The organism is Gordonia sp. B8661-1 (assembly GCF_059427765.1).
Genome location: NZ_JCAHRL010000018.1, coordinates 1 through 18900, shown reverse-complemented (window position 1 = coordinate 18900; position 18900 = coordinate 1). Strand labels below are relative to the sequence as shown.

Genomic DNA, 18900 nt, shown 5'->3' with positions numbered 1-18900 from the left:
GCATCCTTCCAGGCCGCCCGGCAGGGCAAGCCAGATCAGATGTCACCTACTCGTGCACCAGCCCCTGGCATCTACGTGACCGGTTGGATACGACGAGGGTCGACCGGCGGGATAGGCATGAACAAACTCGACGCGCGGGAGGTAGCAAGGGCGGTGATCGACGACTTCCAGGCCAGGCCAATTCACACACCGCGCGAGGGTTACCGCGAGGACCTCGTCTCGCTGCTCGACGGCCGCGGAACACAACCAATCGGGCTGGACGGCTGGCAACGGATCAACAACGCCGAACTGGACGCCGGACACGCTCTCGGCAGGGCACGCCTGAAACTGATCGCCCGCGCCGAGATGCACAGGATCGCTTCCGCAGAGTAGGCCACCGTAACCAAGAACTGAAAGATTGCCCACCAGATCACGGCAACACGCTGTCCGGCTGCTTGATACTTAGTCACCACGAGTCCCTGATGTCCGCTCCCGATGGGCACGATGCCGCGTGCTCCGTCGACGTAGGCGTAGTCGACGCGGTCGATCAGGGAGCCCCGCCAGGACATGTCGGCGATGTCTATCTGGACTGACGAGTCGGAAAGACTTCAGATCACTCAAATCGGCGTTCCGACGCGGAATCCCGAAGCTCGAATCCCCATTCCGTATGGGATCGTGTGGTGGACGTCAGGCTTGTACACCGTCACCGCGTGATGGCTGTCTTCCTCAAGTCGCCATGCGTCGACGGGGTCGGTTGAACTCTGAAACCTACTCCGATACGTCGGTCTATCTTCGATGTTGTTCAGTTTCCTCACGCATTCGTGACTAGTGGAGATGCCGGTGGAAGGCCTGACCGCATTCCTTCATCGACGAGACCATGAAATAGACAGCTGCACGGCAGTGTTCGATGATTACGTAAGAGGTGCCGGACATGGCCGAGAGGTGTTGTTAGCGACTTGCGAGATTCCAACTGGATCTCACATCTCTGTCCTCCACCACTTCGGTACCGCTCGCATTTGGAGTAACAGTATTGGGGCCTCCCTGGGCTTGGGCGCTTGGCCACACCGAAGGGCCCTGGTGCCTACGGTGAGGACGGGGTATTCGACGGATTCGAAACATGCGCACGAGGATGTTTCACGAAAGTGCATCTAGCGTGACAACATTCAGCATGGGCGAACGCAGGCTGGAGTTTCCGACGAATCCGGAACCGATGCTATGACGGATCAAGGGGTGGGTGTGGTGGGTGTGGGGGCGCGTTGGTGGAGTCTTGACATTCATGCGCACTCCCCGGCGTCATTTGATTACGGCGGTATCGCCGACGTGAGGAGCAGCGCTCCGAAGCCAACCTTCAAGGAGTGGATTCAAGCCTATATCGACGCCGGCGTGGATGGCATCGTCGTCACCGATCACAACACTCATGAAGGTATCGAGCAAGCGCGTGATGCGCTGGCCGATCTTAAGGCCGAGAATCCAGGACTCAGGCCGTTCGTCATCTTCCCGGGTGTCGAGGTGACGGTGACTAATGGGACTCACGTTCTCGCGATCTTCGATCCCCAGAGCCCAGCCGAGGTTGTCAACCAGACGCTGACGTTGTGCCAGTACAAGGGCACCCGGGGAGGCAGTGACCAAACGGCCGATGTGACGGTTGCAACTGCGGCGAAGATCGTCAACGAGCTAGGTGGACTGTTCGTACCTGCTCATGCAGACAAGAAGCAGGGTGTTTTCGGGATCGATCCACGCGACTTGGCCGTCCTGCGTGAAAGTCCTCACATTCACGCCGTTGAGGTGATCGATGATAGTGCGCTGAGCACTGCCGACGCCTCAGGCTGGGTGCCGCTCCTAGGTTCCGACGCACACCATCTCACCACTGGGTCTCACTCAGACCCGGACTCTGCTAAGGCACCCGGCACGCACCTCACCCTCGTCAAGGCAGAACGCCTCGACCTTGAGGGTCTGCGCTTGGCGCTTACAGATCCGCTCGAGTCGATCCGGCGGTGCCGCAAGGACTACGACGATCCGAACGACGTTGACCACGGCTATATCCGTTCGCTCGAGGTGAGCCACGGAGGAGCCACCGAAACGTACCAGTTCGGCCCGTGGATGAATTGCCTCATCGGCGGCCGCGGTGTGGGCAAGTCAACTGTCATCGAGCTCCTCCGGCTCGCGCTCGGCCGGACAAGCGAATTGCCAAAAGGCATTGCCGGTGATCTAGTTAGATTTGATCCCGTCGTCGAGTCGGATCATCGGTGGTGGACCAGCGAGACTCGAATCACCGTCGAGTACGTCAGAGACGGACGCTCATTGAAGGTGACGTGGGCCGGGTCTGATCCAACGCAATCGAAGATCGAGCTTTGGGACGGATCCCAATGGCAGCCACAGGCTGGGCGTGTGTCCGACCGGGTGCCGGTTCGCGTGTTCAGTCAAAAGCAGATCTATGAGCTGGCATCAGAGCCGCAGAGCTTCCTGACCATCCTCGATGATATGCCGCAGATTCGGCGACCAGAGTGGGACGAGGAGTATGAATCGCTCCAGCTGAAGTTTAAGGCTGAGCGAAACAAGCTGCGGCAGTTGCTCGCCGAGTTGGAGAAGGCCGACCGCATTCGAGGCGAGCTGGAAGAGGTGCGGGGTCGTCTGCGCCATCTCGAGCAGCTCAAGGCAAGTGATGAATACCAGGAACTCGAGGCGCTTGAGAGCAGACTCCGGCTATCCGCGTCAGCGGAGGAACTGGCGACCGAGATTGAACTCGGAGCGAACAAACAGTCGACAGCGTTGCGCGGACTTACGTCCGGGCTCCTGAACGTCGAGGAACACTCCGATCGCGCCGCGTCGTTCATTCGTGCAGCGCAGCTCCTGGAAAAGGCGTCAGAAGTGTTGAGGTCCGCGAGGTCAGAGTGGGAGGTACGACCTACTCGTCAGCAGTGGGAAGCACGAGTTACTGAGCTCAATGCGTGGCTGAGTGACCAGGGTGGGTCGTCGCATGCAACTCCAGAGCAGACGACTTCCTGTCACTCGGGTGGTTGTTCTACAACCTTTGGAAGCACGAAGGGTTCACGTGTATTGAGCCTGAATTCTTCGCTCGATACGCCGCTCCACCAGCGGCCGTCGACTTCCTGATGGACCATTGCACGGTGTCGCTCGCAGACCTGCGCGCACAGCTGGCGCAGGAACGATCCGAGAATGCGTCGCTGTGGACTCGGTACAAGCTGCAACAGACCCCGTTTGTGCGTATCGACGACGGCACACTGCTGCCTATCAGATTTCAGTACGTGATCCAGCGCATCTTCGGAGACCATCTCTACCTCGAGACCGAACACATGTTGCGTGCGACCGACTCGAAGAAGGCCGACCACTACGCGGAGGCAATGCGGAACATCTTCGAGGAACGCGTTGGCGAGGTCCTCCAACGCATCTGTACCTACGACGAATCGGGGGAGACAGTCCTTGTTGACGAAGCCGAGATGAAGCGAGTCTGGCGAACGAAAAAGTCGACGCTGCCGAAGATCTGCGACTTCGCACTCTTCCGTGGGCACGGTTGCATTCTGATCGACGCCAACATGCGTAACTTGCCCCAACCGTTCGCGGAAGGTGAGGCGACGATCGAATCGCTGCAACTCGAGATCGAGCAGCGGTTCACGACAACCAAGTTCCGACAGCTACTCAGCACCGTCGAACTCTTCATGAACCGAGGCTGGAACAGGCTGCGTACGGCGGTCACTGGCCGCACCAGATTCGTCCCGATCGTGGTTGTTCCCGACGCGGGAATCCCGGGCGACATCGCGGTCGAGAACGCTGTGTACACCAGAGCATTCGGCCTGGTAGTCAAGTACAACGAGAATCCCAACATCACCAAAGTCCACGTGCCAGCAATTCTCACCTGGCGTGACCTACTCAGACTCGATGGACTAGCCGAACGCGGCGTCGACATCTTTGTCCTGCTCAAACGCTGGCGCGACATTGACGCTCTGGGTCGGTTCGGGCGTGAGCAACTACCTGTGCCGTTGAGTGAGTTCCTAGATCGTCGATACCCGGACTCACCGATGAGTCAGCGTGAGCACCGGCGAGGATGGGACCTGTTTGAGCACCTTCGTTCCCACGTAGAGCAACACGCGATCGCGGCTGCTCCCGCGGCCCTTCGCCAGACGGTGGCAGCAGAGTTCGCGCACCAACGACGCCAGCTGCCGACATTCGACAACCGACACGAGTTCACCGAGCGCGATGGCCGCGCCATGAGGATCACCAACAGTTCATCGGATTGCGATTGAGGAAACGATAACGGCCACAACAGATCCGCTGTTGGCTTGCGGTGTGGCGGCTACGGTAGCCACTCAAGAAGCGGTAAATATACTGCCTCACAATCACTTTCACTCGTCCTAGTTCGCGCCGATAATTTATCTTATGTCAGGTAAACCTGACGTCGGGTAACTCAGGCGTCTGGCTGTCCTGACATGACGGGTCTACCCTATCTGCATGGGCTGGATGCACGAGAGCGACACACACTTCCACGAGGCGGGTTTGGTGGCGTTCTTCGAGGACGGGGCCGAGAGCCACGGGTCGACCATGATTGACGGCGTGGACTACGAGATCGTCGAGACCGGCCGACACCCGGACGAGGATCGCCGGAGGCCGTCGGCCGAGATCGTCGGCTGGGTGTTGAGCTGCGATTGCGCCAGCCGATCCAGTTCCGAGGTGTCGACCTGGACCGATCCGGTCCAGTGGACACGGGTGCCCTCAGCGTCCCTCGAGGACCTTGCCCGCCACCACGTGTTCGCCCCAGACACCGACCTCGACGTCAACGTGCGGCCCGAGGTCGCGGCGGCCGCCCAAGCAGTGTGGCGGCGTGAGCATCTCGAACCGATCGACATCGACGACGAGATCCGGGCGGCCGTGGATGCCCGCAGGGACGCCGACGCGCAACTCGACGCCGCGGTGGCCAAGGCCCGCCGGCTGGGTCGCTCGTGGGCCGACATCGGCGCGGCCACCGGCATGACCCGACAATCAGCCAACGGGCGCTGGAAAGACCGCACGTGAGTGTCTCGGTCGAGATTGTTGAAGACTCACTGACAAGTGGCCCGCAACGATGTTGATCGAGGCACCAGTTACACACCCACAGGTCTCACTCGCGACCTTTACCACAACAAATGGGGCTTCTGATGTCAGCCAACCACTCATGTCGAGCAGCCATCTCTTTCGCTGCCGCGGTGGCCGTCCTCGGCCTCGCCGGGTGCGGCCAGACGGAGGTCAACCAAGGCATCCCGCCCACCGAGCCCGCGACCGCAACTTCCACCGTTGAGGCTGACTCAGTGACCGACACCACCGACCTGCGCAATCTCATGGCAAACTCCACCCACGTCTTCACCGGGCGTGTGGAGTCTGGCGCCGGCACCAAAGCTCTGAGCCCGATTCCCGAGACCCAGTACAGCGTGCTCACCGCCACCTCGCTCAAAGGTGAGGTCCCCCAGAGCGTGACCGTCAACCAGCAGGGCGGCACCAAAGACGGCGTCTACATTTCCGTCGACGGAGACAGTCCACTCAAGGTCGGGCAGTGGTACTTGTTCGCGACCCGCTTCCTCAAGTCCGAACAGTGGTACACCGTCGTGCCCGTATATGGCCACAAGCCCATCACCGAGCAGCAGGCACGCGATAGGACATCCGCGCCATTAGCGGCCGCGGATTCCGCCCTGCGCGCCAATCCGCAGAACACGCTCGCCCCGCCCGACCCGCCCAGTCCGTCGCTGACGTTCCCCATCCCACAACCAGGCGACCAGAACCCGCCGCCCCCCTCCACACCGCGACCACGCTGAAACGGCTGAACATGTCGAGTCGTCCCGCCTAAACCGCCCCGAAACAGGCCATGACGCACCGTTACGCGAGCACTTGGCTATTCCACCGCCCGTGGCAGTGCCTACGATCGACGGGGTGCCTGCGCCATATCCGCGAGGTGTGTACCCGCCGCTTCCCGGTGGTCGGCCAGACCTTATGTCAGCGTCCCGCCCAGGTGAAATGCGGAGTGCTCGAGACGCCCGAGTGGCGGATCACGCCGAACCACGAAGGCGAACGGGTCAACTCCCAACGCTGGATGGACGGCGACTTCGGTGGCCCGCTCGGCATCATCGAGAACGAACTCCGCCCCCGCGTCTACCCGTCGTACCTGCGCAACGACTGGGCCAAGGACTGGGGCATGCTCCAGAGCCTGACCCCGATACTCCCGAAGACCGACGCCGAACTGACCATCACCACCGACACCCAGAACGGGAACTGGACACCGGGACCCATGCGCGCTGCCACGAACGGACGTCTGCTTCTTAGCCCACACATCACAGACCGGCCACCTCGCGCCTCGTCGTAGCTCAGCTTCGTCACGGCCCTTCGATCCACCATCCCTGAGGTCAGGCCCCACATGTAGTAGCTGACACCGATTGTGACCCCAAGATCAGCGTGTCTTGAAGGAAATGAACAGCAGATTCGAGATACTGGCAGTACTTACAGGAAGGAATGGCCATGACCAACAAGCGGATCGTTCAGCAGCGTGATGACGGCAACTGGGAAGTCAAACGACCGGGTTCTGACCGCGCCAGTGCGGTGACACCGACGCAGGATGCTGGCATCGATAGGGCTCGACAGATCCTGAAGAACGACGGTGGAGGTGAGCTACAAGTGCGAGGCGTCAACGGTCAGATCCGGGCGCAGGACACCGTAGCGCCCGGTAACGATCCTCGGTCGTCGCGCGGCTAGTCAGCGCTCGCACGCACAGGCACGGCGGCAACAGGACGAGGCATGGTGAGCATGACGAGTGGAGACGCAGGCGTCGGCGAACAGACCTCGCAGTTCGTGCCCCAATCCCGGATCGCCTCGGAGCTAAGGGAACTTCCGCCGCGCAAACGCGCCCTGCTTGGCATTGACAATTGGGTGCTTGATCTCGTTGATGCAGTAGTACGCACAACCTTCGTACTTACTGCCGAGGACTCGCGGCCTCTGGACGAACGTCTCGATACTGTGCGCGCGTTCTTTGCCCCTCTTGATGGGGCTATGCCGTCAGTCCTCGCGGACCAGATTGATGACATGCCTGCGAAGCTGGAACAGCTCTCCGCGGAAGGTCTACCGCGCTGGGCAAAAAGACTCACTCGAGACGGCCACTGGAAACGGTTCGCCGAACGGCTAGTTGGACCGAAGAGCTATGCCCGGCTCGGTGTGGCGCTCCGGGAGGACAGCACTGTCGTCGCCCACGGTTTACGCGGCCTCGTCAGGATGATCCGCCCGTACGCGGCGGCTTTTGACGACCTCGTCCAGGTTCTCGGTCCTGACCAGATGGCTGCGCTTCGGGATCTTCCCGGCGGCCTAGTCGCCTCGGCACTTCGCTTCGTGGTGCAACTGGACAGTTTCTTGGAGGATCTTGTTGCATCCGACTTCGACTGGTCACTCCTTAGCGCGTTCGGATCAGCCGGCGGTGACGAACCGGCCGATCTCGACGAGATCCTCGAGCAGGTTCGCCCTCTGATATCAGGGACCTTGCAGGCCCAGCTGGCCGAACTCAACACACGGCTCGTACGCAAGCTTCGCGGAGCCCGAACTGCTTTGGAAGTGTCCGACGATGGCGTGTCGCAGGCCGCCAATTCCCTGGTCGAGCTGATTGACTGGCTGCTGCGATCGGCGTTCGAGGACGACGAGGTGCTGCGGTGGCTCGATCAGACCGGCCTCGAGAACGAGTGGTACACCGATCCTCAGTCGGGGAAGCAAAGACCCACCAAGAAGGGGCAGGCTCTGTGTTTCGTTCACGGCGGGGCCGACCTCAAGCCTGACGGCCACACCGCACTTCATGAGGCCGTCGCTATCGCTATCGTCACAGCCCGCCGCGGACTTCAGAAGCTCAAGCACGCCGACACTGGCGACGACACCGAGAAGGTCCTCGTTGCGCAGTACCACCATGCAGTCGAGGGGTTTCTGACGGTCGCGATACGACTCACCTGGGCAGCTTTACCGCAGGAGGACATCGATCGCCTGCGGACACGTCTTGCCGCCTAATCTGAACTCGGGCCTTCGACGCAGTTATGTCATCCAAAGGACGACTTGCACTCTACCGCAATCGGTTTCGAGCGCCGGTAACAGATATTATGTCAGGTTACCGACGAAAATGGCTCTCCTGGCGGTGATTTCGGCGTCTGGTCTGGTCCGCCCTTGTCGAATGGTCGGGCGCGCTCACACTCACGCGCAGCAACCCGGCTGCCCTTAGAACGGCGTCGTGACTCCCACCATCGACTGTCATTCAGGCGGACTGAGTCGGCGGATCAGCGGGAGCTGGTTGGGGCGGCGGAGCGGGCCGACGTTCCCAGGCCGAGCATGTTCGAGGTGGTCTCGTGCTGGCCAGCAAGCAGGCTCGCGTTCGGTTCGGCTCAGGTGGTCTTGATTGTGCCGCCGTCGATGACGTAGTCGGAGCCGGTGATGTTGCCGGCCACTTCCGATAGGAGGAATACGATCACGGCGGCTATCTCGCGCGGCTCAGCCATTCGGCCGGTCGCGATGTTCTGCTGCGCGGCTACCTCTGCGGCGATATCGGAGAGACCCGTCTTTGTGGCGGCGGCACGTTGAGCGACGGGTCCGTTGGGGTCCTGATAGACGAAGGTGCGGACCGCTCCGGGGGAGACGGTATTGATCCTACGAGCGATCGACGTCAACCATCAGCGGGGTGACGGCGTCATTGGTTACGGCTTGCAGCCCGCTGTGGGTGAGGCGGACCTTACTGTTGACCACGACGGTTCTGCGGTCGCGAGCCCACCCCCAGGCATCGTCGAGGGTGCCTGCGGATACGTTGACAGTGACGGTTGCGGGCTTGTGGTTGCGGATAACTTCGACAGTCACCGATCCGGTGTCGGCATCGTGGTCGCGCTGCACGCCGAGAATCGGTCCGACGAACTGCTGCTCTACTCGCGGGACGGCGTGCGCCTTGAGCCGCTGGGCGACTTTGCCAACCCGCTCGCTGGCCGCGGCCGGGATGCTGATGCTGTTGGCCACCTTGGGCGCAGGCCCACCGCCCGGCGCCCAATCGAACTCGGCGCTGAACTCTGCGACAGATTCCTGAACCAGGATTCGGTGCAGCGCGCTGGCGAACTGACTGCTCACCCCAGAGCGAACTAGCTCGGCGTCGATGCTCCCGCGCGGCTCCCGTTCCGGCTGGATCACGACTGCATCAATGGTGACTAAGGCCTCTGCAAACGTGCGCATCACGCGGCGCTGGGCCGGTTCCGGCGGTTCGCTGATCTCCATTCCTTGGAACGCTTCTTCAGCGGTCTGCTCAGTGACCGGCGCGGCAATCGGCAGGAGTATGGGGATGATGTACGAGCCCTCACGGGTATGTCCCATCCGCGCCGACGCGACGAGCTCGTCGCCGACCTTGCTGTAGTTGCGGATCCGTGCACGCTGCCCAAGTGAGGTAGTTGCGGTCGAGCGCAGCATCGTCCAGCCCGACTGCACAAGTACAGATCCGGCCAGGTACGAGATGCTCCCGCGAATGGCGATGTCGTTGGCCGCTCTCAGCTCGACCACGTCGGTCGACTGGCGCTCGATCTCGCGGACAACCTCCTCAACGGGGACGACTCGGACCTGGGCAATGCGTTCGACGACCATGTTCCAGTCGACGCTTTCTCGGGACAGGTCATTAGGGACGGGCAGCAGGAACTGCGAGGAAGGGTCGAGCCACAGTCCGCCTCTGTCGCCGACCTGTTCAGGGGGCAGCCACCCCGTCGAGGACAGGTAGGAGGCGGTGAGATCGTGGAGCGTCGTAGTCATGCGATCGCCGCCCTTCCCCATGCCACCGGGTCATCGAACGCCTCAGCCCACAGGGCAAACGTGTCCGCGGTGAGCTGATTGTGCCGTGGGAGTCCGACACTCTTCCCACTCACATGGTTGACCTGCGCCCACAACGCCTTGGCGTGAACCACTGTCTGGAGGTTTTCGTGGCCGATCCAGTCGGGCGGCGGCGCTTTCTCCAGGTGGACGTACACCAGATATACGGGAAGCGCATTGGCGGCCCACTTCGTCTTCCAGTCCTCGTTGACCGGAACGGTGATGCTCCCATCTTTGTTGCGGGCCTTAGTGCCGGCCTTGACCTGAACGACGCAGGCGCCGGACGGAAAGTTTACGAAGACGTCCACAGCGAGGTGATCCTCGCCTCCGGAGGTCTCGCTGTGAGCTACGCCGGCCTGAGCTAGGAGCGAGCGAACGTAGAAGACGCCGAACCGACCGATCTGATCTGTGAGCGGGAGGGAGGCGGCTTCAGCCATCCTAAGAGATTAAGGGGCGAAAGCGCCGATAGCGCGCATTCGCCGTGAGACGAGTACTCCGAGTCGTGTCGTGCATCCGCTACACACGGTCAGGCAAGACGACTGGGGCCTTTCGGGGTGGCAACGGTGAACCGGGGCTGCGTTCCAATCCCATCGCGTCGCTAATTGCGTCGTCCGCCATGCGGTCAAGGACCCGGAATCGATGTGCAAGGTCGGCTAGAGCATCGTCAGACCAACTGGCGGTCACCTCGAACGAGGGCTCCGTAACTTTGCTGCGAAGCATCGCCAGCCGCATCCCGTTTCCTTCGAGGAACAGTCCGTGCACCACACGGTTGCGATGAGGGAGCAGTTCGCGCAGTCCGTCGGAGATTGGACACAACTCGTCGTCGCCGATCGCCTCTAGCGCCTCTGCCAATGAGGTGCCACTGCGCCACCAGCGTTTGTCGGAAGCTTCTATTCCGGTACGTAGAACCACCAGCTCGGCGATCGAGTCCTCGGCGTCAGCGGCCTCCAAGACGACGTATCCGACAGCTTCTGCTAGCTCGCGCGAAAATACGCTCTTCGAAGAGTCATCGGTCATGAAGTCAGTCTCGCACTAGGCCACAGGCCGTTCAGCTCGGACAGTTGCTTCTGGAAGACAGCGAGTACCGAACGAAGTACGGCTAAAATCTCGCCCCCCCACCCACACCAGTAAGGTTCCGAAAATGCAGTAACCCCGGTGGTGTGCCGTGGCAGGGACCGATCCGGGGTCTTCGGTCTAGATGCTAGCAAACCCACTTACAGAATGGGAGTCATCGCGTGGTGACCACTCCTCAGCACCTGGAAGGGTGGTTCTCGGCTGCCCGCCTGACCACCTATTCAGGCCACCCTGACCCTGTGGCGTTCTACTCCTGGAACTCTCGGCTGTCCGCAGCATACTTCGAGGTCATCGGCCACACCGAGGTCTTGCTGCGGAACCGTATCGCGGCCTCGCTCCGATCTTCATCCAGCGGCCAGCCCTGGTACCTCAACCCCAGGTACAACTTCAGCGCGAAGACCACCAAGCAGATAATGGATGCGCGAGACCTCCTGGCAAGCAAGCGACGCCCAGAGACGGCTGGCGGTGTCGTAGCCGAGCTGAGCTTCGGCTTCTGGCGCTTTCTTCTCTCTCGTCGGCATGCGCCCAACGTGTGGGTCGACCTGTGCGCGGCCGGGCTGCCTCACTTTCCGCATGGCACCAATCGAGCAGCTTTCGCGAAGCCCGTCGAGCGAATCCACAAGCTCCGTAATCGCATTGCCCACCTGGAACCTCTTGTCGACACCAGCGCCGCAATCGAGGCCCAGCGACTCGACCGCTACGACTCTGACCTAGACATTCTCGCTCGGTGGATCGACCCAGACGCCGCCGATTGGATCAGTTCCGTATCTCGAGTTGCCAGCGTGCGCAGCGCCCGCCCGTAGCAGTCCGTCTTCACATCAACTCGCCACTTGAAAAGCAACTGATCGGTGCGTCCAGGAGATGGCTCCCGAGAAGTGACGGACAATCAGCAGTGCCCTCAACGCCTACGAAAGAGAAAACAGTGCCAGCTTCATGGCTCGCCGACGCCGTGGCGACGTTTGGCGATCGTTGCAAGGCGAAGCTCGCAGGCCCTGGTGAGGCGGAAGCTGCCATTCGAGCACCGATTGAGCAGCTCCTGGCCGCAGCAGGCACTCAACTGAAGCTAGACGTCGTCCCCCATGACGAGGTCCGCGACGACGACCGTGGAGTGCGTCCCGACTACGCCATCAGTGTTGGGGGTGCGATTACCGGATACGTCGAAGTCAAGAAACCGGGCGCCAACCTGGACCCGGAGTCCATGCGAGGACACAACCTCCGGCAGTGGACTCGGCAGAAGGATCTGCCAAATCTGATCTACACGAACGGCACAGAGTGGCGGTTGTACCGCGACAGCGAACCTGTCGGGAATCCAGTCCACCTCTCCGGCGGCCCACTTCGATCAGCCGGGGGCAAACTCACCGCGCCGGCCGAATTCGAGCATGTCCTGACCAACTTCTTGCGGTGGAAGCCGGCGCCCATTACTAGTGTCATTGCGCTCGTTCGAGCGATCGCGCCACTGACCCGACTACTGCGCGGTGAGGTACTGGATCAGCTCGAAGCCGAGAATCGCAAAATTAAAGCTGGAGCTAGACGCGAGGACCAGCCCTTTCACGGACTCGCCCGAGACTGGCGCCACTTACTGTTTCCCACGGCGAGCGATGAAACGTTTGCCGACGGTTACGCACAAACCGTCACGTTCGCCCTTCTCCTCGCCCGTACCGAAGGCATCACGCTCGCCGATGCCGGCGGCTTGCACGCAGTGGGCACGAAGCTCTCCGGGCAGCACTCCCTCATGGCCCGTGCGCTTCAGTTATTGACCGACTACGTCGCAGAGGACTTCAAGGTCACCATCGACCTGCTGGTGAGGGTGATCGACGCTGTGCAATGGCCGAAGGTCCGCGCCGGCCGCCGCGACACCTACCTCCACCTATACGAAACTTTCCTCGACGTCTACGACCCGCAACTTCGGCAGAAATCCGGTTCGTACTACACCCCCCGGGAGGTGGTCGAGCAAATGGTCCGCCTCACTGAAGAAGTCTTGGAGACGCGCCTCGGCAGGTCTGCGGGTTTCGCCGATCCTGACGTGGTCATAGCTGACCCTGCGATGGGTACGGGCACGTTCCTGCACACAATTATCGAGCACGTGGCAGAACGAGTCACCGCCCGAGACGGGAGCGGGGCGGTGGCAGGGGCTGTGAGTCAACTCGCCGAGCGACTAGTGGGTTTTGAACTCCAGACCGGACCGTTTGCCGTTGCCGAACTTCGAGCCACCGACCTATTGACAGACCTCGGAGCCAGCCTTCCTCCCTCCGGGTTGGGGCTGTACGTCACCGACACTCTCGATGATCCCAACGCCGAGCAGACCCAGCTCGGTTCCGGGCTTGAGCTGATCAGCCGCTCCCGGTCTCGAGCAGCGAAGATCAAGGCCAAGTCCAAGGTCACCGTCATAATCGGCAACCCGCCGTACGACGATCGGGCGCAGGGACGCGGCGGCTGGATTGAGAATGGCAGCGAGAGTGAGAAGTCTAAAAAGGGCGGAACTTATCGCCCCTTGGACGACTTCCGGGCCGAGGGCAATGGGCGGACCGAGTACGTACTAAAGAACCTCGCCATCTACTTTTGGCGATGGGCGACCTGGAAGGTCTTTGACGCAAACGCTGATCAGCCTAACGGCGATGTCGGGGTGGTCTGCTACATCACCACTTCTGCCTATCTCCGCGGACCGGGCTTTAGAGGCATGCGCGAGTATCTGCGCCGCACCACCAGCGAGGGCTGGATCATTGACGTATCCCCCGAGGGCATGCAGCCAGAGGTTCCGACACGCGTCTTTCCTGGCGTGCAGCAACCACTCGCGATCGCGATCTTCACCCGTCGTGCAGACTGCGACTTCGGCGTTCCCGCCACGGTCCACTACACCGCACTACACGGCCGCAAAAAGGAAAAGTACCTCAGCCTTTCGGCACTAGGCCTGGAAGGAGATGCTTGGCGTCAGACACGCACAACTTGGCAAGCCCCATTTACACCTGCTGCGGATACCGACTGGGACGAGTTTCCTGCGCTCAACGATCTGTTCCCTTGGTCATCACCCGGAGTAACCCCTGGCCGAAGTTGGATCTATGGACCCTCCTCCGCCCTCCTCCGCGAGCGACTCTCTGTGCTCCTATCCGCTGATGCGGTTGCTCAAGAGTCGCTGTTTAAGACGACATCGACGTCCCACGTTGATACCGGGCGATCGCCACTGCCCGGATTAGACACCGAAAAACGCACTGAGCACGCGATCTCAAACGAGAAGCCCACCCATTCACGGGTCGCCAAGCTGGTAAAAGTCGGTTTCCGCTCGTTCGATCGCCAGGAGATTCTTGCGGATGCTCGCTTAATTGATCGCGCGCGGACACCGTTATGGAGTGCCAGAATCCCCGGCCAGGTATTTACGGTGGAGCAGCATGCGGAAGGAATTAGTGACGGTCCAGGGGTAGTTTTCACCAGCCTGATCCCGGATAAGCACCACTTCAACAATCGAGGTGGCCGAGCACTGCCGTTACTTCATCCTGGCGGGCGGCCGAACGTCGCCGTCGGGCTTTTAGGCGCAATGTCCACTCTGGTCGGGCGGCCAGTCACGTCCGAAGACATGGTCGCCTATGTTGCGGCCACAGTCTCCCATTCTGGGTTCACCGAGCGGTTCGAAGACGAGCTGACCACGCCCGGCATCCGTGTCCCTGTGACAAGCAGGCCGGATCTGTTCGAGCGGGCTGTCACGCTCGGAATGACGGTGGTGTGGTTGCACACCTATGGCGCAGTGTTCGCAGAGCCGTCTTTCGGGCGGCCGGCCAACGACGTGCGCCTTTCGATCGAGGATGCTCGTCGAGTGACAAACCTGGTCGCTGTCGCCGAGATGCCGACTGAGATGACGTTCGACGAGATGACGGGCGAGGTGCGGCTCGGAGGCGGCGCCTTCGGACCGGTCGTTCCCGAAGTGTGGGAGTACACCGTAGGCGGAAAGAACGTCCTCCGGTCGTGGTTCGGCTACCGCAAGGCCGAGCCGGGCGGGAAAAAGACGAGCCCGCTGGACGATCTGCACGTGTCGTCATGGCCACCAGAGTGGACCAGCGAGCTTCTCGACCTACTGTCGGTTCTCACCCGCCTGGTTGATCTAGAGGAAGCGCAGTTGGAGTTGCTGGACGAGATCATGGCCGCCCCGTTGGTGTCTCGCGACATGCTCGCGTCGGCTGGAGCGGCATGGCCCGTCGGAGACAAGGACCCCCAACGCAAGCCGGACTACTCAAGAGCACGCCCAGGCGTCGACGAAGGGGACGAGGGGCAGTTAGGATTCGCGTTCTCCTGATAGAAAGCGACCGCGCCGGTGGTGAGGCCCAGCCTATTGAGACGGCGCGTCCTCAAACCGAGGGCCGCTAGATCGCGCGGGGTGAGATGCCCCTCCTCTAGGCGCTCTAGAGCACGCCGAGAAGCTTGAATCTGAAAACCGGCAGTTCAGCAGAGTGGCCAGACTTCCCTCTGTGAGGCGGTTGAGCGCCAGTACATGGACCACTTCACGCGGACCCGCCGAGATCAGGCGTACCTCCGGGTGAAAGAGCTGGACCGGCAGGTGCGCGAAGCCCTGAACGATGAAGACGAGTTCGAGCGGTTGTATCCCCTGTTTCACGAGCTGAAAGCGGCGATGGCCGACTATGAACATTGCGTCGGCCGACGCATTGACTTCAACGCATCTCAGTAGGGCTCAAGCACTGGTTGGAACTGCAACGCCGTACGACTGCGCCCCGCCAACCGATGCAGTTCGCGGGGGGCAGTACACGTTCGGGTGTGGATCACCAGGTGAGCTGCGGCTGTTTCGCCGGAGCCTGGTAAGTGTCGAACTGCCAGCCTTTGAAGCCCTGGGCGCAGGCTGTTGCGCCCAGGTTGGGGTTCTGCGTGAGGATTGTGTTGCGCCACGCGGTGCATTCCACGACACCGCTGTAGGTGTGGGTGGTCGCCTGCGCGGGTGCCGCGGTGAGACCGCCGACGAGTGCGGATGCGCTGATTCCGGCGGTGACGACCCCGGCAAGAACGACGGCGCGCACCTTGTTGGTGATGGTCATACTGATCTCCTTCTGACGATCTTTGATTGCTACACAACGTGATTGACTGATTGCAGGGCTCAGTGAGCCAGCCTTTGGAACAGGACGCAGGCTGGTCGAGGACGAAGCACCGCCGTTGCCTGTCACCGGAAACCGCAACGTTCGTGCGGGCGCCGAGCCCCTGTCTGACGCGAGAGTCGACGCCCGCACAGCAGAGTCCGGGTTGGAGTAGCTAACTGACCTCGAAGTGCGGATCGTCAGGGAGGCTGGACCATTCTCCGCCCCAGACGATTTGGCCGCCCATGCTGGCTAGCTTGGCGCGGATCTTTCCGGTTTGCTCGGGGGTGAAGGTGCCCGAGAAGCCCTGACCGCCGTGGATTTCGAGGTTGAGGTCCACGGCGGTGCCGCTGCCGTGGTTGGAGTAGGCCGTATTGGTCGGCGGGACGAGTGTCGGTTCGGCCCATGACCAGTCGTCACCGTTGCCGAGAGTGATCGGCTCGACGTTGGCGTCGAACCAGGTGACGAACTCGCGGAGCAGTTCGGTGGGCTTACCGGGGGCGGTCCAGAAATTGACCCCGTTAACGGCCCATTGGGTGGTTTGGGCCTGAGTGATGAGCGGGTACCCATTTTGGGAGGTCCCGGCAGCGGCATCGCCGGCGCCGAGAATGGATCCGCACCCAACGACAAGCGCCGAACCGGCGACCAGGAGATGGGTGCGGAGGCTGCGAATGGGCAGCGTGGAGCGAGAGTGACTGGACGGCATCAGTCAACCTTTCGATTCGATTGTGAACGTGCGATTCTCAGCAGACCCGCGCCGACGGCAACCAGCAGGGATCTGCAGCAGAGAACCTATCGCAGACAGTACCCGTAACTGTCCACCTCAAGGTCTGCGACCGCCGACTATCCGTCGACCGGCGAGTCGAAGAGTCAGGGAAGACGTCCGTTTTCGCCCTGTGGATTCCCTGGCGAGCGGTGTCGTGCGGCGGGTTAGGCTACGCGCGTGACCATGCCACCACCTGGTCCTGGCCATCCCGGTTACGGGTTCCAGGGCCCGCCCGGACAGCCCGGGCAGGATCCGCCAAACGCCGGCTTTCCGGGACGGGGAGTCCCGTACGGAGCGCCTGCACCCTATCCGGGCGGTGTGTACCCGCCGCATCCCGGTGGTCGGCCACCGAAGAAGAGCCGCAAGGGATTATGGCTGTTAGCCGGGCTCCTCGGGTTCGCGACGGTGCTCGCCTTGATGATCGCGGTGAGCGTGGCCCTCGAGGACCCCAGCGACTTCGAAAACAACGTCGCCGACACCACCGAGGTGAGGGTGGGTGACTGTCTGACGGTAGGCGAACTCGCCGGGGAGCTCGAGGTCGAGACGGTCGACTGCAGCTACCGAGGGTTTCATTATGCAGTCGCGGAACGGGTGCAGACCCGAAACGGTTGTGGCATCGACTACGCCGCGTTCTGGTACGAGGAACGCCCGTACGCCGGCGCCCGCCCACGCATCGAGGAAGTACTGTGCCTCGCCCAGGTGTACCAGCAGGGGCTCTGCTACTCCGAACCGCCAACGGATGTGCCAAACCCGTTAGCCAAGGTGAACGAGGTCGACTGTTCGCGGGTGACGCTGGTTCCGGGCGGTACGAACTACTTCAAGGTCGAGACCAAGGTGGCCGCGGCTCCGGAATGCACAGAGGGACAGGTCGAGTACTTCGCCGCGAAGCCGACACCGGCTGGATACTGCTTGACGTACTTCGAGCCTTAGACCAACCGCCGCACGGCTAGTACTAAGTCGCAGAACTCTCTGCGCCGTGATCGTGAGGCACGGGCGGCCGGCGCGAGGATCGGCGGTTCCACTGCCAGTCGGGGAACTCGGCTTCGATCTGGGTGATCCGGTCGGGCGAGAGTCGGTGTCGTCTGTACTCGGTGCGGCGTTTGGCCACCCAGGCGCCGATCGGGAATCCGTCGATCGTTGCATCGCGGGGTGGCGAGCTAGTGCCGTGTGCTGCGGCGTAGCGGTGCAGGTGGTCCAGGCCGACGTGGAACGGTGGTCGGGCCCGCAGGGTCCACTGCCAGTCGGGGAACTCGGCTTCGATCTGGCGGACGTGTCCTGGTGGCATTTGTCCGGACCGGAATTCGGCGCGGCGGCTGGCGACCCAGGTACCGATCGGGAATCCGTCGATGACGTCATGGCGGCGGGCGTTGCTGGTGCCGTGGAGGGCGACGTAGCGGCGCAGATGGTTCAGGCCGGCGGTGAAGGACGTCCGGGCGTTGGTCTTCCACTGCCAGTCGGGGAATTCGGACTCGAGTTGCGCGATTCGCTCTGCGGCCAAGACGCCGCGGCGATAGTCGGTGCGGCGGGTGTTGACCCACCGGCCTATCGGGAAGCCGTCGATGACGTCCCGCTGGCGCGGGTTGCTGGTGCCGTGCATGGCGACGTACCGATGTAGATGGGCGATACCCTCATCGAATCGGCTGGTCACGGTCACCCAGTGTGCCTGTCGCCGGCGGACGGTCGACCACCCACCCGAAGTCTCACCACGACCACCAACGGGTCGAGGCGAGTATTACTTCTGGTGTCTAGCTGTCACACACCGTGGGATCTATACTGGGACCGAGAGGTGATCACTATGACAGCAGCGCATCCCCGGCCGGACCTGGCCGCCTACGCCGAAGCGGCACGTATGTCGCAGCCCGAACTCGTGGCCGCGTTGCGCGATCTGCTCGGCGCGAAACTCGTGGCCTACCTGGGTCGGGTGAGCGAAACCCGGGCGGTGCGGCAGTGGGCCGAGGGCACCCGCACCATCGCCAACCCCGACGACGTCGAACGGCTCCGCATCGCCTACCGCGCCGCCCGCCTGATCACCGAACGCGACACCCCCGCCGTCGCCCAAGCCTGGTTCCAGGGCCTCAACCCGGTCCTCGACGACCGGGCGCCGGCGCTGCTGCTGCGCGACGGCGAGCTCGCCGACGTCGGCCCCCAGGTACTCAACGCTGCCCGCCAGTTCGC

The 18900-nt window shown here is 62.1% G+C and carries 18 protein-coding genes and 2 pseudogenes; 13 read left to right on the top strand and 7 right to left on the bottom strand.

Going from position 1 to position 18900, the window contains the following annotated elements; translation table 11 throughout:
* From AC4JJG_RS20900 to AC4JJG_RS20865, 8 genes and pseudogenes are all read left to right on the top strand, one after another.
* Nucleotides 1-372: pseudogene (locus AC4JJG_RS20900) on the top strand (hypothetical protein); the annotation flags it as partial.
* 822 nt (nucleotides 373-1194) lie between these two features.
* Nucleotides 1195-3093, top strand: coding sequence for an AAA family ATPase (locus AC4JJG_RS20895; protein ID WP_182374532.1), 1899 nt, complete (start codon nucleotides 1195-1197; stop codon nucleotides 3091-3093).
* A gap of 14 nt (nucleotides 3094-3107) precedes the next feature.
* On the top strand, nucleotides 3108-4241 hold the full coding sequence (locus AC4JJG_RS20890; RefSeq protein ID WP_258325136.1) for a hypothetical protein: 1134 nt from the start codon (nucleotides 3108-3110) through the stop codon (nucleotides 4239-4241).
* Between the two features lie 205 nt (nucleotides 4242-4446).
* Nucleotides 4447-5007: a hypothetical protein gene (locus tag AC4JJG_RS20885; RefSeq protein ID WP_175404364.1), complete on the top strand. Its 561-nt coding sequence runs from the start codon at nucleotides 4447-4449 to the stop codon at nucleotides 5005-5007.
* A 272-nt stretch (nucleotides 5008-5279) separates the two neighbouring features.
* A complete protein-coding gene (locus AC4JJG_RS20880) occupies nucleotides 5280-5780 on the top strand; it encodes a hypothetical protein (RefSeq protein ID WP_231742582.1) in 501 nt (166 codons plus the stop codon).
* A gap of 176 nt (nucleotides 5781-5956) precedes the next feature.
* Nucleotides 5957-6325 (top strand): annotated as a pseudogene (locus AC4JJG_RS20875) (arabinosyltransferase C-terminal domain-containing protein); the annotation flags it as partial.
* A 152-nt stretch (nucleotides 6326-6477) separates the two neighbouring features.
* The gene (locus tag AC4JJG_RS20870; protein WP_231742581.1) at nucleotides 6478-6711 is read left to right on the top strand and encodes a DUF2188 domain-containing protein; all 234 of its coding nucleotides are present in this window, start codon (nucleotides 6478-6480) and stop codon (nucleotides 6709-6711) included.
* Nucleotides 6712-6753: 42 nt separating this feature from the next.
* The gene (locus AC4JJG_RS20865; protein WP_058253275.1) at nucleotides 6754-7998 is read left to right on the top strand and encodes a hypothetical protein; all 1245 of its coding nucleotides are present in this window, start codon (nucleotides 6754-6756) and stop codon (nucleotides 7996-7998) included.
* Between the two features lie 368 nt (nucleotides 7999-8366).
* Here AC4JJG_RS20865 and AC4JJG_RS20860 read toward each other — a convergent pair whose 3' ends face one another.
* From AC4JJG_RS20860 to AC4JJG_RS20845, 4 genes are all read right to left on the bottom strand, one after another.
* Nucleotides 8367-8648 (bottom strand): SDR family oxidoreductase, encoded by a 282-nt coding sequence (locus AC4JJG_RS20860; RefSeq protein ID WP_058253274.1) that lies wholly within the window; start codon nucleotides 8646-8648, stop codon nucleotides 8367-8369.
* On the bottom strand, nucleotides 8629-9759 hold the full coding sequence (locus AC4JJG_RS20855; RefSeq protein WP_139114239.1) for a hypothetical protein: 1131 nt from the start codon (nucleotides 9757-9759) through the stop codon (nucleotides 8629-8631). The genes AC4JJG_RS20860 and AC4JJG_RS20855 overlap by 20 nt, the downstream gene beginning before the upstream one ends.
* Complete coding sequence (locus AC4JJG_RS20850; protein WP_058253272.1) at nucleotides 9756-10253, bottom strand: DUF4365 domain-containing protein; 498 nt, start codon at nucleotides 10251-10253, stop codon at nucleotides 9756-9758. Before AC4JJG_RS20850 ends, AC4JJG_RS20855 begins: the two co-directional genes overlap by 4 nt.
* Before the next feature lie 79 nt (nucleotides 10254-10332).
* Nucleotides 10333-10833 (bottom strand): hypothetical protein, encoded by a 501-nt coding sequence (locus AC4JJG_RS20845; RefSeq protein WP_058253271.1) that lies wholly within the window; start codon nucleotides 10831-10833, stop codon nucleotides 10333-10335.
* Nucleotides 10834-11054: 221 nt separating this feature from the next.
* Here AC4JJG_RS20845 and AC4JJG_RS20840 point away from each other — a divergent pair, with 221 nt between their 5' ends.
* The 3 genes from AC4JJG_RS20840 (at nucleotide 11055) to AC4JJG_RS20830 (ending at nucleotide 15562) form a co-directional block, all read left to right on the top strand.
* On the top strand, nucleotides 11055-11693 hold the full coding sequence (locus AC4JJG_RS20840; RefSeq protein ID WP_166501780.1) for an Abi family protein: 639 nt from the start codon (nucleotides 11055-11057) through the stop codon (nucleotides 11691-11693).
* Between the two features lie 119 nt (nucleotides 11694-11812).
* Nucleotides 11813-15172 carry a type ISP restriction/modification enzyme gene (locus AC4JJG_RS20835; protein WP_175404363.1) on the top strand — a complete coding sequence of 1120 codons (3360 nt, stop codon included), beginning with the start codon at nucleotides 11813-11815 and terminating at the stop codon, nucleotides 15170-15172.
* Nucleotides 15173-15367: 195 nt separating this feature from the next.
* Nucleotides 15368-15562 carry a hypothetical protein gene (locus AC4JJG_RS20830; protein WP_058253268.1) on the top strand — a complete coding sequence of 65 codons (195 nt, stop codon included), beginning with the start codon at nucleotides 15368-15370 and terminating at the stop codon, nucleotides 15560-15562.
* Between the two features lie 91 nt (nucleotides 15563-15653).
* On the opposite strand, the gene AC4JJG_RS20825 is transcribed toward AC4JJG_RS20830, so the two are convergent.
* Nucleotides 15654-15923: a hypothetical protein gene (locus AC4JJG_RS20825; RefSeq protein ID WP_058253267.1), complete on the bottom strand. Its 270-nt coding sequence runs from the start codon at nucleotides 15921-15923 to the stop codon at nucleotides 15654-15656.
* A gap of 211 nt (nucleotides 15924-16134) precedes the next feature.
* A complete protein-coding gene (locus AC4JJG_RS20820) occupies nucleotides 16135-16665 on the bottom strand; it encodes a M15 family metallopeptidase (protein WP_058253266.1) in 531 nt (176 codons plus the stop codon).
* Between the two features lie 378 nt (nucleotides 16666-17043).
* On the opposite strand from AC4JJG_RS20820, the gene AC4JJG_RS20815 reads away from it, so the two are divergent.
* On the top strand, nucleotides 17044-17655 hold the full coding sequence (locus tag AC4JJG_RS20815; protein WP_495405832.1) for an LppU/SCO3897 family protein: 612 nt from the start codon (nucleotides 17044-17046) through the stop codon (nucleotides 17653-17655).
* 22 nt (nucleotides 17656-17677) lie between these two features.
* Here AC4JJG_RS20815 and AC4JJG_RS20810 read toward each other — a convergent pair whose 3' ends face one another.
* The gene (locus tag AC4JJG_RS20810) at nucleotides 17678-18373 is read right to left on the bottom strand and encodes a helicase associated domain-containing protein (protein WP_058253286.1); all 696 of its coding nucleotides are present in this window, start codon (nucleotides 18371-18373) and stop codon (nucleotides 17678-17680) included.
* A gap of 147 nt (nucleotides 18374-18520) precedes the next feature.
* Here AC4JJG_RS20810 and AC4JJG_RS20805 point away from each other — a divergent pair.
* Nucleotides 18521-18900 (top strand): hypothetical protein (locus tag AC4JJG_RS20805; protein ID WP_495405831.1); only part of this gene is annotated, 380 nt, incomplete at its 3' end.

What these genes read in the sequence shown, in the direction of transcription:
- AC4JJG_RS20855 (WP_139114239.1), bottom strand. Translation starts at nt 9,759, where the DNA reads ATGACTACGACGCTCCACGATCTCACCGCCTCCTACCTGTCCTCGACG.
- AC4JJG_RS20845 (WP_058253271.1), bottom strand. Translation starts at nt 10,833, where the DNA reads ATGACCGATGACTCTTCGAAGAGCGTATTTTCGCGCGAGCTAGCAGAA.
- AC4JJG_RS20865 (WP_058253275.1), top strand. Translation starts at nt 6,754, where the DNA reads ATGGTGAGCATGACGAGTGGAGACGCAGGCGTCGGCGAACAGACCTCG.
- AC4JJG_RS20830 (WP_058253268.1), top strand. Translation starts at nt 15,368, where the DNA reads ATGGACCACTTCACGCGGACCCGCCGAGATCAGGCGTACCTCCGGGTG.
- AC4JJG_RS20895 (WP_182374532.1), top strand. Translation starts at nt 1,195, where the DNA reads ATGACGGATCAAGGGGTGGGTGTGGTGGGTGTGGGGGCGCGTTGGTGG.
- AC4JJG_RS20885 (WP_175404364.1), top strand. Translation starts at nt 4,447, where the DNA reads ATGGGCTGGATGCACGAGAGCGACACACACTTCCACGAGGCGGGTTTG.
- AC4JJG_RS20820 (WP_058253266.1), bottom strand. Translation starts at nt 16,665, where the DNA reads ATGCCGTCCAGTCACTCTCGCTCCACGCTGCCCATTCGCAGCCTCCGC.
- AC4JJG_RS20870 (WP_231742581.1), top strand. Translation starts at nt 6,478, where the DNA reads ATGACCAACAAGCGGATCGTTCAGCAGCGTGATGACGGCAACTGGGAA.
- AC4JJG_RS20825 (WP_058253267.1), bottom strand. Translation starts at nt 15,923, where the DNA reads ATGACCATCACCAACAAGGTGCGCGCCGTCGTTCTTGCCGGGGTCGTC.
- AC4JJG_RS20850 (WP_058253272.1), bottom strand. Translation starts at nt 10,253, where the DNA reads ATGGCTGAAGCCGCCTCCCTCCCGCTCACAGATCAGATCGGTCGGTTC.